The organism is Streptoverticillium reticulum (genome assembly GCF_047456005.1).
In the GTDB taxonomy this organism is placed as follows: Bacteria; Actinomycetota; Actinomycetes; order Streptomycetales; family Streptomycetaceae; genus Streptomyces; species Streptomyces reticulum.
The window spans coordinates 7,250,475-7,265,466 of the sequence record NZ_CP179755.1 but is presented as its reverse complement, the minus strand read 5'-3'; the positions used below and the strand labels follow the sequence as shown (position 1 = coordinate 7,265,466).

The window sequence follows — 14,992 nt, the reverse complement described above, 5'->3', positions numbered from 1 at the left end:
ATGCCCCCGGGGGACCCGCGACGCTGATGGTCAGCGGCCCGGGCCGGGCCGCCGCATGAGAGAACGGAACACCACCATGCACCGTTGCATCACCGCACTCCTGCCGGCCCTGGGGGCGACGGCACTCCCCCTCGACCGGGGCCGGTCCCGCACCGGCGAGCGCAGAGACGGCGCCGGGATCGACATGCGGAACTGCCGACACGCCGACTGGCAGATGTGGCACTTCCGCGAGATCTGATCCGGCGACGGATCAGCACGGCTCCGGCGCCGGGAGGGAGGGCGCCGGGGCCTCCAACAACATCCGCGCCGCCTCCCGCGCCTGCCGCGCAGGCAGCGCGGTGCCGGAGACCGCCGCCAGCGCGATCGCCCCCTCGGCCAGCAACGCCAGCTGGCCGCCGAGCCGCTCCGCCGCCGTCCGATCCACACCGGTCTCGGCCACAAGCCCGGTGAGCCACGCACGAAACGCGTCCTTGTGGGCACGCGCCGCAGCGGCCACAGCGGGCGAGCCGGCCCCCAGTTCGCCGAAGGAGTTGACGAACGCGCAGCCCCGGAAGCCGGGTTCGGCGAACCACTGCTCCAGCCAGTCGTAGACCGCCAGGATGCGCTCCCGGCCGGCGGGCACGACGGCCGCATGGCGCTCCAGCTCCCCGCGCCAGCGCGCGTCCCGGCGCACCAAATAGGCCTCGACCAGGGCGTCCTTGGACGGGAAGAGCCCGTAGAGACGCTTGAGCGACACCCCGGCAGCGGTCCGGACCGCGTCCATGCCGACGGCCTGGATCCCCTGCCCGTAGAACAGCTCCTCGGCCGCGTCCAGGATCCGCTCGGTCCACTCCTCCGTCACCACTGCCTCTCCCTTTGCCCTCTTGCGCGAGAACGATCGTTCTCCTAGGCTACCGCACGCTCGGGAGAACGCCCGTTCTCCCCTGCTGGAGGGAAGAGTTGACCGTGCTGTCGTTCACCGCCGAAACCGCCGAGGCCAAGGTCCGCGCCGCCGAGGAGGCCTGGAACAGCCGCGACCCCGAGCGGGTCGCCCTCGGCTACACCGAGGACTCCGAGTGGCGCAACCGCGACGTGTTCCTCACCGGCCGCGCCGAGATCACCGCATTCCTGCGCGCCAAGTGGCAGCGCGAGCTGGACTACCGCCTGCGCAAGGAGCTCTGGGCGTACACCGGCAACCGCATCGCGGTCCGCTTCGTGTACGAGTGGCACGACACCGCGGGCCGGTGGTTCCGCAGCCACGGCAACGAGAACTGGGAGTTCGCCGACAACGGCCTGATGCGCCGCCGCTACGCGAGCATCAACGACGTCGCCATCACCGAGGCGGACCGCCTCCTGCGCTGACGATGCACTGACGACGCAACGACGATGCACTCGTTCGCCTGAGTGCCGGGCGTGGCGGCCCGCATCCCGCCCCGGTCCGGCCGATCCTGACGGCCCGTGCAAGGCGTGGACGTCAGGAGCGGTGTGTCGTGAGACGGGTGTGGGTCGTGATGCTCACGGCGATGGTCACGTTGTCGGCCCCGGGAACAACCGTCACGGCCCAGGCAGGAGGCCGGGGCGGGCGGGTCGCCTCCTCGCCGATCGTGGCGGCCGACCAGGCCACCCGGTCCGTGTACGTGCTGGACGCCAAGCGCGCGCAGTGGGACGCCGGGAGCAACGGCGCGGGGGTGCTCTGGTCCTGGAGCGCCGACGGGAACGACGACCTCGCGGACCTCGACCCCGACAGCTCGTGGGCGAATCCGAGCGAGGCCAAGTTCCGTGAACTGGGCGGTCGCCGCTATCTGCTGGCCACGGCCTCCGGCGGGCTGGCCGCCGTGATCGGCTACCCGGGCCGTTCGGTGTACTGGGCGGCCGACACCGGCAAGGGCAACGCCCACAGCATCGAGCTGCTGCCCGACGGCAACGTGGCGGTGGCGGCCAGCACGGGCGGATACCTCCGGCTGTACGCGGCCTCCCTGGGCTCGCGGGCCACCGAGCACGTGCAGGTGCCGCTCCCGGGGGCGCACGGGGTGCACTGGGACCCGCGCACACGGCTGTTGTGGGCGCTGGGCAGCCGGGAGCTGGTCGCCCTCCGGGTGGGCGGCTCGCCCGAGGACCCGTCCCTGACGGTCGTCCACCGCCGCGCCCTGCCCACCCGCAACGGCCACGACCTGGCCCCCGTGCTCACCCGGCCGGGCCGGCTGTGGGTGACCACGGCCTCGGCCGTCTACCAGTACTCGACGACCGAGCAGGCCTTCGTGTCGTACCCGCAGCAGTCGCGGATCAGCGGCCCGGACGTCAAGAGCATCGGCGACGAACCGAGGACCGGCCAGGTACTGGTCGCCCGGCCCGAGCGGGGCCACGCCTGCAGCTGGTGCACCTCGACGCTGACGCTGTACCGGCCGGACGGCACCCGCACCCTGCTGCACGGCGGGATGTACAAGGCCCGCTGGTGGACCGCGGGCCGCGGCTGACCGGTCGTCACCGCGAGGACGTGCGCGCCGTCTCCCGCATCCTGGCCCGCACGGCGGCAGCCGCCTCGCCGCCGTCGGGGACCTGCTCCCACAGGGCGAGCAGGGCGGGCGCCAGGTGCGGCGCACGGTCGCCGCTGTGCTGCCAGCAGTAGTGCGCCCGCTTGAGCGCCTCGACCGTCTCACCGTCGGCGGCCCCGCCCCGGGCCAGCCGGTGGGAGGCGGCGGACAGCCAGAGCTCGGCGGCGCGCGGGTGGTCGCCGGCGAGCCGGGCGAGGTCGGCCCGCACCTCGACCCACAGCCCGGCCTCGGGGCTGTGCGAGCCGTGCCGGCGCAGCGTCTGCTGCTCCCAGGCGGCGGCCATGGCCGCCGCCTCGTTGTGCCGGCCGGCCTGGGCGGCGGCCAGGATGCCGGGCAGCGGGTCCTCCTCGGGCGCGGCCGGGGCGGGAGCCGGGGCCGGTTCCGGTGCCCGGGGCGCGGGGGCCGGGGCGGCCGGGTTGGCGAGGACGGGGCCGGCGTCGCCCTCCTGCACGCTCAGCGCGCCGTCGGGCAGCGCGGCCTGGGTGAGCGCGAGTTGGTGGAGCAGCACGGGGTCGAGCACGGGCCCCGCGGTGGGGTGGCCGACGGAGAGGGCGGTGAGGAAGGCGCGGGCGTAGGGCCCGGCCTCCGTGGCCGGCTTGTCCGCGGTGGGGCCCACGACCCCGCACACGGGCACGCCCCCGCCGAGCTGCCCCGCGCGGACCGCCGCGGCGACGTGGGGCCGGGCGGCGGCATCGGCCTCGGCGTCGATCACCAGCAGGGTGGGGCCGGGGTGTTCGCCCAGGGTGCGGGTGAGCCACTCCCAGGGCAGGCCGGTGTAGCGGACGGTGGCGGGGGTGCTCTCGCGCAGCGCCAGGTGCAGCTGGGTGCTGCGGCGGGCGGGGATCATCAGGTGGCCCGTCACCCACACCAGCAGCGGGCCGGGCACGGTGACGGCGTCCTGGAGGTAGGCCAGGACGCTCTGCGGGCCTGCCATGGCGGGCAGTTGTACGACATCGGACGAGGCTGCGGCGAGGAAGCGGCGCGGGTTCGCTCCGGCGACGGCGTGCGCGGTCGGGTTCGGCAGGGTGCCCCGCCGCCGGTCCGGGGTGCCGTCCAGCAACAGCACGCAGCCATGGTTCGGGTGGTCCAATGCGTTTCTTCCTTCTCCGGTCACAGACCTGTGCGGGGCACGCGGGAACGGCGCTCCTCGGTGCGGATCCGGCGCTCCTCCGCGGCCTTCTTCACGCCCTCGGCCCGTCGCTCGGCGTAGCCGTTGGGCTCGACCACGTGAAAGCACTGGCCGCAGACGTAGCCCCCCTCGGGGCCCTCGATCACCGGGTTCAGACAGTCTTTGCAGAGCATCGCGGCAGCATTCGTCTGGGGGATGTCGGAGCTGTCCATTATTTACCGGCGGCCCCGCAGTTGTTGCACGACCAGCCGCCGTCCGACCCCTGTATCACGGGCGCGCCGCAGCGAGTACAGTTCACCGGCCCTACCTCCCCCACCGCTCATGATGGCACCCGCCGGATCCGGCCGGAAGGGAGGGGCACTTCGCACTTGGTCACCCCATGGCGGCGCGGGACTCCACACTGTCGTCGAGGGAGCTGTGGCCGAGGTTCCGGCACAGGGGGACCTCGCCGGCGTTGTCGATGTAGCGCGCCGCGATCCAGTCGTTGCGCTCCCGCAGGAGGTACCACAGGGGGTTGCCCCCGACCTCCTGTGCGTGGGCCTTGCAGCGCAGGCCCACCTGGGCGCGGTACTTGAGGACCCCGCGCACGGAGGAGTCGGTGCTCGGGTAGGCGCGCTCGTTGAGCCCCGAGGGGGCGGTGACGGTGCCGTGGGCTCTGGCGGGGACGGCCGTGGGGACCGCGGAGGCGGCGGGTGCGACGAGGAGCAGCGCTCCGCCGAGTGCGGCGGCGGTGGCCAGGGTGGTGGTGGACACGGTTTTCTCCCTCGGGGCGAAGTGGGTACGGCATTGCCCCAGTTCCACGGGGAATCGCGGGATAAACGCGGCGGTTACTTCTTGGCCCTGCTGGGCTGCACCCGCTTCGGCTCGCCCTTCATCTTGGGGTGTTCGGGCGGGTAGGGCAGGTCGCCCAGGCCGTGGTCGTGCTCGTCACGGTCGGCCAGTTCCAGCGCGGCCTCCATCCCGCAGGGCCGCTCGTCCATGCCGGCGTGGACGTCGCCGAGCGCGGCGAACCGGGCGGGCATGGTGGCCAGGTCGAAGTCCTCGGGCACGGCGTCGGGGACCTCCTCCCAGCGCAGCGGTGCGGAGACGGGCGCGTGGGGGCGCGGCCGCAGGGAGTAGGCGCTGGCGATGGTGCGGTCGCGGGCGGTCTGGTTGTAGTCGACGAAGACCTTCGCGCCGCGCTCCTCCTTCCACCAGGCGGTGGTGATCCGCTCCGGGGCACGCCGTTCGAGCTCGCGGGCCACGGCGATGGCCGCGCGCCGCACCTGGACGAAGGTCCACACGGGCCGGATGGGGACGAAGACGTGCAGCCCCCGTCCGCCGGAGGTCTTGGGCCAGCCCGTCAGCCCCAGCTCCCGCAGCACCTCACGCAGTTCGAGGGCGGCCCGTACCGCGTCGGCGTAGCCGGTGCCGGGCTGGGGGTCGAGGTCGATGCGCAGTTCGTCGGGGTGCTCGGTGTCCTCGCGCCGCACCGGCCAGGGGTGGAAGGTCAGACAGCCGAGGTTGGCCGCCCAGAGCACGGCGCCGGTCTCGGTCGGGCAGATCTCGTCGGCGTGCCGGCCGCTGGGGAAGGAGATCCGGCCGGTGGGGATCCACTCGGGAAGGTTCTTCGGCGCGCGTTTCTGGAAGAACGACTCGCCCTCGACGCCGTCGGGGTAGCGCTCCAGTGTGGTGGGGCGGTTCCGCAGCGCGCGCAGGATGCCGTCGCCGACGCTCAGGTAGTACTCCGCGACGTCGCGCTTGGTGAAGCCGCGCTGCGGAAAGTAGACCTTGTCCGGGTTGGACAGCCGGACCGTGCGCCCGCCGACCGTGAGCTCCAGGGCCTCCGTCATGCGCTCACGCTAGGGCCTGTCCGGCGGAACTTCGATGCGGCGCCACGGCGCGCCCCATCAGGGGCGCGGGGCTGTTACTCCCCCGGCTACCTCCCCCAGCTACCTCCCCCAGCTACCGCTGGGGGTGCCCCCAGGAGGTACCCCCAGGAGGTACCCCCAGCGGCTCCGCCGTGTGGGCGCGACCGGCCACCGGCAGCCTGCAGGCGAAGACACGCCGTCTGCGGGTGCATCGTGGCTGGTCGCGCAGTTCCCCGCGCCCCTGGCGGGGCGCTGCAAGCGCACAATTCGGGCATGGACCTTCCCGTGATGCCGCCCCTGGCGCCGATGCTGGCGAAGTCCGCGGCCGCCATTCCGCCCGGCATGCAGTACGAGGCCAAGTGGGACGGCTTCCGCGCCGTCGTGTTCCGCGACGGGGACGAGATCGAGCTGGGCAGCCGCACGGGCAAGCCGCTCACCCGCTACTTCCCCGAACTGGTGGACGCCCTGCTCGCGCAGCTCCCGCAGCGCTGCGTCCTGGACGGCGAGATCGTGATCGTCCGGGAGGGCCGGCTGGACTTCGACGCGCTGCTGGAGCGCATCCACCCCGCCGACTCCCGGGTCCGCATGCTGGCCGGGGCGACCCCGGCCTCCTTCGTGGCCTTCGACCTGCTCGCCCTGGGCGACGAGTCGTTGCTGACGACACCCCAGCGCGAGCGCCGCAAGGCACTGACAGCCGCGCTGCGCGACGCAACCGCCCCGGTCTTCACCGCACCCGTCACCTACGACCTGGACGTGGCCCGCGGCTGGTTCGAGCAGTTCGAGGGGGCCGGCCTGGACGGCGTCGTCGCCAAGCCGCCCGAACTGCCCTACCGGCCGGGCGAACGCGTCATGGTGAAGGTCAAGCACGAGCGGACCGCCGACTGCGTCGTGGCCGGCCTGCGCCTGCACAAGAGCGGCCCGGTCGTGGGCTCGCTGCTGCTGGGGCTGTACGACACCGCGGGCCGGCTCCGGCACGTCGGGGTGTGCGCCGCCTTCCCGATGGCCCGGCGCCGGGAGCTGATGGACGAGCTGGCACCGCTGCGCATGGAGTCGCCCGCGGGGCACCCCTGGGAGTCCTGGGCGGACGCCGAGGCCCAGGCTGCCGGGCGGCTGCCCGGCGCCCCGAGCCGCTGGACCGGCAAGAAGGACCTGTCCTGGATCGCCCTGCGCCCGGAGCGGGTGTGCGAGGTCGCCTACGACCACATGCAGGGCGACCGCTTCCGGCACACGGCCCGGTTCCGGCGCTGGCGCCCGGACCGGGAACCGCAACAGTGCACCTACGCCCAGCTGGAGGAGCCGGTGGGCTACGACCTGGGCGAGGCCCTGGGCGCGACCTGACGGGCTGTCACTCCACTGCCTCCGGACGGAGCAGGCGGATACCCGTACGGCGCAGCAAAACCGGACCTGACGAGGCGACAGATTCCAGCCTGGGAAGACTCATTTCCCCCGGCCGGAAGGGAAGACGCCCATGCAGACGCCTATGCAGACCCCTGTGCAGACGCCGACGCACAGGAGACGTACGCGGCGGAGAGCCGCCGCCCTGGCCTGCTCGAGTGCCGTGTGCCTGCCGCTCTGCGCGGGCGTGGCGGCCGCCACGGATCCCGGGGACGGGCCCGGATTCCCCTTCTGGTCCGAGCCGTTGGGCCGGCCCGCCCGGCAGGAACGGGTCTGGCAGGAACGCGGCCGCGACCGGGACGCGGTCTCGCTGCAGCGCATCTCCGAGGAGCCGACGGCCGTCTGGCTGACCTCCGGCGACCCGCAGCCCCAGGCCGCCCAGGTCACCGGCGAGGCGGCCCTGGCCCACCGCATCCCCGTCCTCGTCGCCTACAACATCCCGCACCGGGACTGCGGACAGTACTCCTCCGGCGGTGCCAAGGACGCGGCCGCCTACCGCGCCTGGGTGGCCCGGGCCGCGGCCGGGATCGGCGACCGCAGGGCATGGGTGGTCCTCGAACCGGACGCCATCGCCCAGTGGGCCACCCACTGCCTCCCCGCCGACGCCGCGGCGGAGCGGCTGGGCCTCCTCGCCGAGGCCGTCCGGGCGTTCAAAGCGCTGCCGGGCACCTCGGTGTACGTGGACGCGGGCAACGCGGGCTGGATCTCCGACCAGAAGATGCTGGCCGACGCACTGCAGCGGGCGGGGGTCGGCCAGGCCGACGGGTTCGCGCTGAACGTCTCCAACTTCCATACGACGGAGGCGACGCGCACCTACGGCGACCGGCTCTCCGCGCTGCTGGGCGGCGCGCACTACATCGTCGACACCAGCCGCAACGGCAACGGCCCGCTGCTCCCCGCGGAGAACGAATCCTGGTGCAACCCACCGGGCCGGGCCCTGGGCACGCCGCCCACGGCGGCGACGGGCTCGCCGCTCGTCGACGCGTTCGTCTGGATCAAACGCCCCGGGGAATCGGACGGCACCTGCCGGGGCGCGCCTCCGGCGGGGTTCTGGTGGGCGGAGTACGCGCTGGACCTCGCGAGGGCGGTGCCGGGGCGCCCGTGAGGGGCGCGGGGAACTGCGCGATCAGCCACCGAGGGCCCACAGTCGACGCACTGCGCTCGTGGCCGGTCGCGCAGTTCCCCGCGCCCCTCACGGGGCGTTACCGCACATGCACCCACACACTCCGCGACGGCGTCCCCGTCCGGTCCACCAAGAACAGCATGTACCAGCCCCCCGGCACCAGCGCCGGATCCTCCGGCACCCGTACCGTCGGTACCCCGCCCCGTACCGCGAACGCCAGCGCGATCGAGCGCTGTTCCACGTCCGTCGCGTGCGTCACCGCGCTCGGCCGCATCAGCCGCACCGCGGCCACCCCGCGTGACGACGCGCCCGGCAGGGCGACCAGCGCTCCCCGCCGCACGTTCAGCGGTTCCGAGCGCAGCGACGGGTGGTGGTCGCGGTAGAGGTACGGCGGGGTGTAGACCTCGATGCGCTGCTCGAAGGAGCCGGGGCGGGTGTCGTCCTTGTCCGCGAAGAGCGGGTTGGAGCCGAAGACCGCGATCCGCCCGTCGGGCAGCAGCAGCGCCTCGGAGTGGTAGTCCCGCCCGACCGTGGGGTCGGCGGCGGCGGTGAACGTCCGCGTGTGCGGGTCGTAGAACTGGGCGCGCAGGATGTCGGAGGCGTGCTTGCCGCGGTAGTCGCCCGATCCCCCGGTCGTGAACACCCGGTCGTCGGGCGTCAGGACGGCGTTGAGGTACCGCGTGCCCTGGGGCAGGTCGGGGCCGGGAGCGTAGCGCGGACGTACGGCCCTCAGGTCGACGACGGCCGTGCGCCGGGTCGACTGCGCCGACTCCCCCACCCCGCCGCCGCCCAGGAGCATCACCCTGCGTTCCTGCGCGGGCGGCAGCAGCACCGACGCCGAGGTCTCGGTCAGTTGCGGGTCCGCCAGCCCGGGGACGGGGGCGAAGGTGTTGTGCGCCACGTCCCACAGGCCCGGCGTCCTGCCCTTGTCGGCGGGCCCGTAGCCCGCGTTGGAGCCGGAGTAGAAGAGCGTGCCGGTGCCGGTGAGGAAGAGGGCGGGGTAGGTGGGGAAGTACCGGTCGGGCGCCCGGGACCATCTCCGGGTGACCGGGTTGAAGAGCTCGTTCCTGCCGGGGATGATCTCGCCCATGTCGTCCAGGCCGGAGACGGCCAGGACCCGGCCGTCCTGCAGGGTCACCAGCGTGGGGTACCAGCGGGCCTCGGCCATCGGGTCGACGGGCACGTAGCGCTCGGCGACCGGGTCGAACTCGTAGGCCTCGCGCAGCCCCTGGAAGTCCTTCTTGTCCAGGCCGAGTCTGGCGGCGAGCCCGTAGAAGACCTGGGAGTCCTTGCCGCGCAGGCCCTGGATGCGGTACTGGTCGGCCGTGTTGGCGATGCCGCCCTCGCCCTCGGTGACGGACTCCACGTAGACCCGCGCCTGGGAAGCGGTCACCGTGGCCCCGCCCTCGGTCGGGGTCTTCTTCGCGCGCGGCAGCAGCACCGGGAACTGGGAGCGGTACCGCAGGCCGGTGGAGCCCTGGAAGACGGTGCCGGCGGGGAAGACCCGGGAGCGGTCGGGGTCCTCGTTCTTCACCAGCATCGCCCCGCCGGCCCGCCGGACGTCGCCGGTGAGCTTCTCGTACCGGGCGGTGCCGCCCGCGACCAGCAGCTTCCCGTCGGTCAGCTGGGCGTGCCCGGCGCAGAACATGTCCTTGGGGGTGGGGATCTCCTTGAAGGTGTCGTCCGACGGGTCCCACAGCACGCTCTGGAAGGTCCCGGCCCGGAAATTCCGCTCGTCGTTGCCGGATCCGGCGATGAGCAGCACCTTGCCGGTGTGCAGCAGCGCGGCGTGGATCGCGTTGATCCGGAACCGGCCGGGGACGTCGACCGTGTCCCAGTGCCCGTAACGGGCCTTGTACGACTCCTGGTTGACGGTGTAGTCGTGCCAGGCGCGCTCCGCGAACCCGGTGGCGGCCGGTGCGTTCGCGGCCAGCAGCGCCAGGACGGCCGCGGTGCCGAGCACCGTCCTGCGCGACTTCGTCGTGGGGCGGAACGTCACGTCGTCCTCCGCTCAGTGTCCGGTCCGCTGCCCCACCGGCCGCGGCCCGGGCCCGGCTTCGGTCCCCTTGGCGGCGGGTCCCGGCGCGGGGATGCCGGTGCGCGGCGCGCGGCGTTCGCGTGCCAGGCCCGTCCGCCACACGCCGACCGGGCCGAGCGCGGTCGCCAGCGCCAGCAGGGCCCAGATCCGCATGGCGGTGTGGTCGTGGCCGAGCAGCGCCGAGGCGCACAGCGACAGGGCGAACAGGGCCGCCCACATCAGGTGGGTGCGGAAGGTGGCCACGCAGTCGGCGCTGGCCGAGTCGCCCTTGGGGGTCACCACGAACCGCGAGGTCCGGCGGAGCAGCGCCTCACCGAGGGAGCGCGCGTAGAGCGGTGCCGAGAGGGCCGACATCACCATGCCGGCGGTGCCCGAGGAGCCGGCGGGCTCGTGGGGGCTGACGTTGTGGCGGCGGTTCCAGACGTAGAGGCCGATCTGCAGGGCCGCGGCGTCGCAGTAGAGCATCAGCCACAGCCGCGGATCGACGTCGATGCCCGCGGCCCCCGGGCCCAGGAAGAGGGCGCAGCACAGGGCGCCCAGCACCCAGTTGAGGGCGGCCATGGGGTAATAGGTGACCATCAGCGTGTAGTTGAGCAGCCGCCCCGGCGACAGCGACCACGGCGCGCGCCAGAACTGGCGCAGCAGCGTCTCGTACGTGCCGCGGGACCAGCGCAGTTGCTGGGAGAAGTAGTCGGTCCAGGTGGACGGCCCCTCGCCGACGGCGAGGACGTCCGGGGTGTACACCGAGCGCCAGCGCCGCCCGGTGGCGGGGTTGCGGCGGCAGTGGATCTCCAGGCCGGTGGCCATGTCCTCGGTGATCGAGTCGTAGAGCCCGCCGACCTGGCGCAGCACGCTGATGCGCACGCAGTTGCAGGTGCCGACGAACATCGGCGAGCCGTAGGCGTTGCCCGCGCGCTGGATCAGGGCGTGGAAGAGGAACTGCTGGCTCTCGGCCGCCTTGGTGACCGCCGTGGTGTAGTTGCCGTAGACCTGGGGACCGACGACGAAGGCCACGTCCGGGTCCCGGAAGTAGCCCATCATGCGCTCGAGGAAGTTGGGCAGGGGCACGTGGTCGGTGTCCACGCAGGCCATGAACTCGTAGTCGTCGCCGTGCGCGTCCAGCCAGGCGTTGTAGTTGCCATGCTTGGTACGGGCCCGGAAGCGCCCGGACGGCCGGTTCCAGCGGTCGACCCCCCTGCGGCTGAAGTGCCGTACGCCCAGCCGCTCGCACAGCCGCCGGACCTCGGGGTCGTCGCCCTCGTCCAGCAGCCACACGTCCAGCAGCCCGTCGTGCTCGATGCGCACCGCGCCCTCCAGCGTGGCGCGCACCATGGCCAGCGGTTCCTTGCCGGGGACGAAGCTGGTGAGGAAGGCGACCCGGGTGCCCGGCTGGGCCCGTACCGGCACCGGGTCCCGGGCCATGAGGGTGGCGTGGGCGTTGGAGACGACGTTGACGACGCGGAACAGTTCGATCAGTCCGATGGAGAACATCATGGCGGCGTCGGCGCCGCGCTCCCAGTCGCTCGCGTACGCGCGGTGCACCCAGTGCTCCGGCAGCATCAGCCACACCATCAGCGTCAGCGACGCCAGGGGGGCGGCGCCGAGGAGCAGCCGGACGCCGAGGCCCCGGCTGATGCTCTTGCTCATCAGCCGCCGGTAGCGCACCCGGTAGCCGCCGGGCGGGGGGTCGGTCAGGCCTCCGGCGAGCCGGCTGAAGCGTGCGTAGTCGTAGTGCCCGGATCCGCGTCCGCCCGGGCCGGTGCCGCCGGGTCCGGGCCGGTCCGGTCCGGGCGGCCCCGCGCCGTCGGCTCCGCATCCCGGTTCCGGCACCCCGCCGGGACGGCCCGCTTCCGCACCGTCGCAGGCCGTTGCCGACCGGGCATCGCTCGCCGAAATCGCCACCACAACACCCCCAGCCACGAACGGACACGGGATCAAGACGCCCAGGGGCACCTCGGGGGAGAAAAACTAACAAAACGGACCTACGATCATGTGACAAACGCACCGAAGGTGACTCCGCATCACTCACATGGCAGCGACGCGTGACCGGTTCCCGCACTTGGAGGGGGCCCGGCGGGCGGAGAGAATGCTCAGCCCGGCGACGCACCGGCGACCCCGGGCGGCGACATGTCCTAGAATTGCGGAATTCTTCAATTCACCAAGTGCGCGAACAGTCGGACGAGCCACACAGGGGGCTGACGGTGAGTGCGTTCGCCGAGGCGATGCGGGAGAGGGTGCGCGCAGCGCGCGCGGCCCTCGCGGCGGCACGGGCCGCCGGGGACAGCTTCGAGGCGGCCCTCGCGGAGGACGAGCTCGACGACGCGCTGCGGCTGGCCCGCGCGCACGCCGTCGAGACGGACACCGTGCCGGACCGGCCGGACGAGCAGGTGACACACGAAGACGGGAGCTGAACGTGCCACGGGTGCCCCTGTACCAGGCGAAGGCGGAGCTCTTCCGGATGCTCGGGCACCCGGTGCGCATCCGGGTCCTGGAGCTCCTGCAGGACCGGCCGATGCCCGTGCGCGACCTCCTCGCCGCGATCGGGGTCGTGCCCTCCAGCCTCTCGCAGCAGCTCGCGGTGCTGCGCAGGTCGGGCATCGTGAGCTCCACCCGCGAGGGCTCCACGGTCGTCTACGCCCTGGCGGGCGGCGACGTGACGGAGCTGCTGGGGGCCGCCCGGCGCATCCTGACCCAGGTCCTCACCGGCCAGGAGGAACTGCTGACGGAGCTGCGCGACCACGGGGAGCCCCCGGAGAAAGCTTGCGCAAAACCTTTTCCGGAATCGAGTATTCCGGAAATTCCGGCCCCCGGAACGGCCGTTCACAAGGACAGGTGACAACGAAAGGCCCACGGCCCGGGAGTTCACCGGGGCCCTCGAATTCCGGCCGTAATACGCCGTTGTCCTATGCCAGTCGGGGCAGTGGCCGCCGGAGCTGCACGAGCGTTTCGCCACCCGCTCCCCGCAATCCCCGCAACACCCCCGGCTCTCCGGTCAACCCGCAGGTCAGCAGCGCCGGGGCATCCTGGGGAACAGGGGTCGCGGCAGGCTTTCCGCTGCTACTGTCCCGCGTCATGGAGCAGCTCTTCACCCATGACGAACTCGCCCGTATCGAGGCCGCCGCACAAGAAGTCGGCCATTCTCCCCGCGAATGGGTCCGCGCGGTCGTGCTGCACCGGCTCAGCGGCGGCCGGCGCGACATCGAGGACGCCGTCTGGCCGCTCACCGAACAGCGCCGCCCCGGCGGCGTCGTCCACGAACTGCACCACGCCGGCTGCTGGGTGCCCAAGGGCGGCGAGGCCACGCTGAGCACCGCCGAGGCCCGCTCCCAGGTGGCCCGGCAGGACGTGCGGCTGTGCGACGCCTGCCAGCCCGAGAGGTTCCTCGGCCCGGTCCGCTAGACCGGCCCGGCAGGCCGCTCCGGCGGACCTGCGGACTTCTGCCGCGAATACCCCCATTACGCTGTCCCCTTGTCAAGATTTCGCAGGTGGCGGGGGAAGTACGAGATGAGGACGGTGACGCGGCTCACCGCGTGGGCGACGCTGCTCGCGGGCTACGCGACCATGATCGCCGGCATGATCCCGTTCCGGGAGCTGCCGCCCAAGCGCCAGCAGCTGTGGCTGCTCGGCGCGACCGCCGCAGGCGCCCTGTGCTGGGTGCTGGCCTCCCTGGCGGTACGGGCACGTAGGCGTGCGGTGTTACGCCGCAAGCAGTGGCGCAGGCGGTACCGGCCCTGGCCCGCACCGCGCTCGTCGCGCGTGCTCTCCTGGGTCCTGGGCTTCGGCATCGCGTTCACGAGCGCGGCCGCCCTGTGCCAGGGCGTGGGCCCCGACGGCGCCTACGGCGCCTGGCTCGCCAAGGTCGAGCGGGCCGGGGGCGGGGTGTACGAGGTGCCCGTCCGGAGCGTCGTCGGCACGCCGCGGCCCGTCGACAACGAGGCCAACGACAACGAGTACAGCTCGACGGTCGTCACCGACATCCCCTTCTCCGCCGGGAAGAAGGAGATCACCCTGCACGACGTGGTCACCCGCGGGCTGCCGGACGAGGGCCGCACGCTCCAGCTGCGTTTCGCCCCCGACCGGCCCGGCCTGGGGGTGCGGCAGGCGCCGGAGACCGACATCGGCTTCATCGCGGGACGGTACGTCGCCCTGCCGGTGATCTGGACCTCCGCGGTCATCGCCGGGTTCCTCACGGGCCTGGCCCTGCGCCGCAACGAACGGCGCGTCCGGCGGGCCCGCCGCTTCGAGCCCTGGGTGCATCTGCCGGCCGCGGCGCTGCTGCTGTGCGGCGCCATGATGATCGTCCCGCTGCTGACCGCCTTCCCCACCACGGCGACGGGCTGGAGCCTGGCGGTCGCGAGCGCGGCCACCCCGTGGCTGGCCCTGGCCTGGGTGACCAGGACGCGCTGAGCCGGCGGAACCGGGCGGCCGGCCGTGACCGGCCGGCCCGCTCCCCGGGTCAGCGGCGGCGGAAGGCCCGCCGGATGAAGTGGACGATCAGCGCGATCACGGCCACCACGATGAGGATGACCACGATCAGCAGGACGATCAGGAAGATGCCCAGCTTCGCGAAGAAGCCCTTCTTCTTTTTCTTCGCCACCGGGTGCGCGGCCGTGGCGTGACCGTGGTGCGCCTGCGCCTGAACCGGGTGCTGCGCCGCGGCCTCCACCGGGACGGCCGTGCGGGCCCCCTCGGCCACGGCGGCCTGCTGCACGCTCTGCACCGGCGAGTTCGCGCTCGCGGCCTGCGCGGGAGCGGCCAGCAGGGCCGCGCCGAGTGCCAGGGCGACGACGGCGGACGCCCTGCGGGCGACGCGCGCTCGGAACCGTCCCTCGTGCTGCTGATCGGTCTTCATACAGGCCCCCTGTTTCGGTGCTTCGGCAGTACTGAGGCCCCGTCGGCGGCCGGGACGGGCGCACCGGGGGCGCC

Annotated in this window: 17 protein-coding genes; 9 read left to right on the top strand and 8 right to left on the bottom strand. The window is 73.2% G+C overall.

Features of this window, described 5'->3' with window-relative positions:
• Positions 1–76 precede the first annotated feature (76 nt).
• Entirely contained in the window at positions 77–238 is a 162-nt protein-coding gene (locus ACMATS_RS33120; protein WP_414169989.1) for a hypothetical protein, read from the top strand.
• A gap of 12 nt (positions 239–250) precedes the next feature.
• On the opposite strand, the gene ACMATS_RS33115 is transcribed toward ACMATS_RS33120, so the two are convergent.
• Positions 251–844 carry a TetR/AcrR family transcriptional regulator gene (locus ACMATS_RS33115; protein WP_414169988.1) on the bottom strand — a complete coding sequence of 198 codons (594 nt, stop codon included), beginning with the start codon at positions 842–844 and terminating at the stop codon, positions 251–253.
• Between the two features lie 95 nt (positions 845–939).
• On the opposite strand from ACMATS_RS33115, the gene ACMATS_RS33110 reads away from it, so the two are divergent.
• Both ACMATS_RS33110 and ACMATS_RS33105 read left to right on the top strand, forming a co-directional pair.
• Positions 940–1,341 carry a nuclear transport factor 2 family protein gene (locus ACMATS_RS33110; protein WP_414169987.1) on the top strand — a complete coding sequence of 134 codons (402 nt, stop codon included), beginning with the start codon at positions 940–942 and terminating at the stop codon, positions 1,339–1,341.
• Positions 1,342–1,469: 128 nt separating this feature from the next.
• Positions 1,470–2,453, top strand: a complete 984-nt coding sequence (locus ACMATS_RS33105) for a DUF6528 family protein (protein ID WP_390775697.1) — start codon at positions 1,470–1,472, stop codon at positions 2,451–2,453.
• Positions 2,454–2,460: 7 nt separating this feature from the next.
• Here the strand turns inward: ACMATS_RS33105 and ACMATS_RS33100 are convergent, their stop codons facing one another.
• The 4 genes from ACMATS_RS33100 to ligD form a co-directional block, all read right to left on the bottom strand.
• On the bottom strand, positions 2,461–3,621 hold the full coding sequence (locus ACMATS_RS33100; RefSeq protein WP_414169986.1) for a hypothetical protein: 1,161 nt from the start codon (positions 3,619–3,621) through the stop codon (positions 2,461–2,463).
• Positions 3,622–3,641: 20 nt separating this feature from the next.
• A complete protein-coding gene (locus tag ACMATS_RS33095) occupies positions 3,642–3,833 on the bottom strand; it encodes a hypothetical protein (protein ID WP_171079496.1) in 192 nt (63 codons plus the stop codon).
• Between the two features lie 199 nt (positions 3,834–4,032).
• Positions 4,033–4,413, bottom strand: coding sequence for an SH3 domain-containing protein (locus ACMATS_RS33090; RefSeq protein WP_390775699.1), 381 nt, complete (start codon positions 4,411–4,413; stop codon positions 4,033–4,035).
• Between the two features lie 74 nt (positions 4,414–4,487).
• The gene (gene ligD / locus ACMATS_RS33085; protein ID WP_414169985.1) at positions 4,488–5,492 is read right to left on the bottom strand and encodes a non-homologous end-joining DNA ligase; all 1,005 of its coding nucleotides are present in this window, start codon (positions 5,490–5,492) and stop codon (positions 4,488–4,490) included.
• A gap of 291 nt (positions 5,493–5,783) precedes the next feature.
• On the opposite strand from ligD, the gene ACMATS_RS33080 reads away from it, so the two are divergent.
• Complete coding sequence (locus ACMATS_RS33080; RefSeq protein WP_414169984.1) at positions 5,784–6,848, top strand: ATP-dependent DNA ligase; 1,065 nt, start codon at positions 5,784–5,786, stop codon at positions 6,846–6,848.
• Between the two features lie 130 nt (positions 6,849–6,978).
• Positions 6,979–8,010, top strand: a complete 1,032-nt coding sequence (locus ACMATS_RS33075) for a glycoside hydrolase family 6 protein (RefSeq protein ID WP_414169983.1) — start codon at positions 6,979–6,981, stop codon at positions 8,008–8,010.
• Positions 8,011–8,107: 97 nt separating this feature from the next.
• Here the strand turns inward: ACMATS_RS33075 and ACMATS_RS33070 are convergent, their stop codons facing one another.
• Positions 8,108–10,027, bottom strand: coding sequence for a galactose oxidase-like domain-containing protein (locus tag ACMATS_RS33070; RefSeq protein ID WP_414169982.1), 1,920 nt, complete (start codon positions 10,025–10,027; stop codon positions 8,108–8,110).
• A 12-nt stretch (positions 10,028–10,039) separates the two neighbouring features.
• On the bottom strand, positions 10,040–11,968 hold the full coding sequence (locus ACMATS_RS33065) for a glycosyltransferase family 2 protein (RefSeq protein WP_414169981.1): 1,929 nt from the start codon (positions 11,966–11,968) through the stop codon (positions 10,040–10,042).
• Between the two features lie 299 nt (positions 11,969–12,267).
• Here ACMATS_RS33065 and ACMATS_RS33060 point away from each other — a divergent pair, with 299 nt between their 5' ends.
• The 4 genes from ACMATS_RS33060 (at position 12,268) to ACMATS_RS33045 (ending at position 14,473) form a co-directional block, all read left to right on the top strand.
• The gene (locus tag ACMATS_RS33060) at positions 12,268–12,477 is read left to right on the top strand and encodes a hypothetical protein (RefSeq protein ID WP_390775705.1); all 210 of its coding nucleotides are present in this window, start codon (positions 12,268–12,270) and stop codon (positions 12,475–12,477) included.
• Between the two features lie 2 nt (positions 12,478–12,479).
• Complete coding sequence (locus ACMATS_RS33055) at positions 12,480–12,902, top strand: ArsR/SmtB family transcription factor (RefSeq protein WP_391153233.1); 423 nt, start codon at positions 12,480–12,482, stop codon at positions 12,900–12,902.
• Between the two features lie 236 nt (positions 12,903–13,138).
• On the top strand, positions 13,139–13,465 hold the full coding sequence (locus tag ACMATS_RS33050) for a DUF6233 domain-containing protein (protein ID WP_390775707.1): 327 nt from the start codon (positions 13,139–13,141) through the stop codon (positions 13,463–13,465).
• A 105-nt stretch (positions 13,466–13,570) separates the two neighbouring features.
• Positions 13,571–14,473 carry a hypothetical protein gene (locus ACMATS_RS33045; protein ID WP_414169980.1) on the top strand — a complete coding sequence of 301 codons (903 nt, stop codon included), beginning with the start codon at positions 13,571–13,573 and terminating at the stop codon, positions 14,471–14,473.
• 49 nt (positions 14,474–14,522) lie between these two features.
• Here ACMATS_RS33045 and ACMATS_RS33040 read toward each other — a convergent pair whose 3' ends face one another.
• Positions 14,523–14,918: a hypothetical protein gene (locus ACMATS_RS33040; RefSeq protein ID WP_390775709.1), complete on the bottom strand. Its 396-nt coding sequence runs from the start codon at positions 14,916–14,918 to the stop codon at positions 14,523–14,525.
• Positions 14,919–14,992 lie beyond the last annotated feature (74 nt).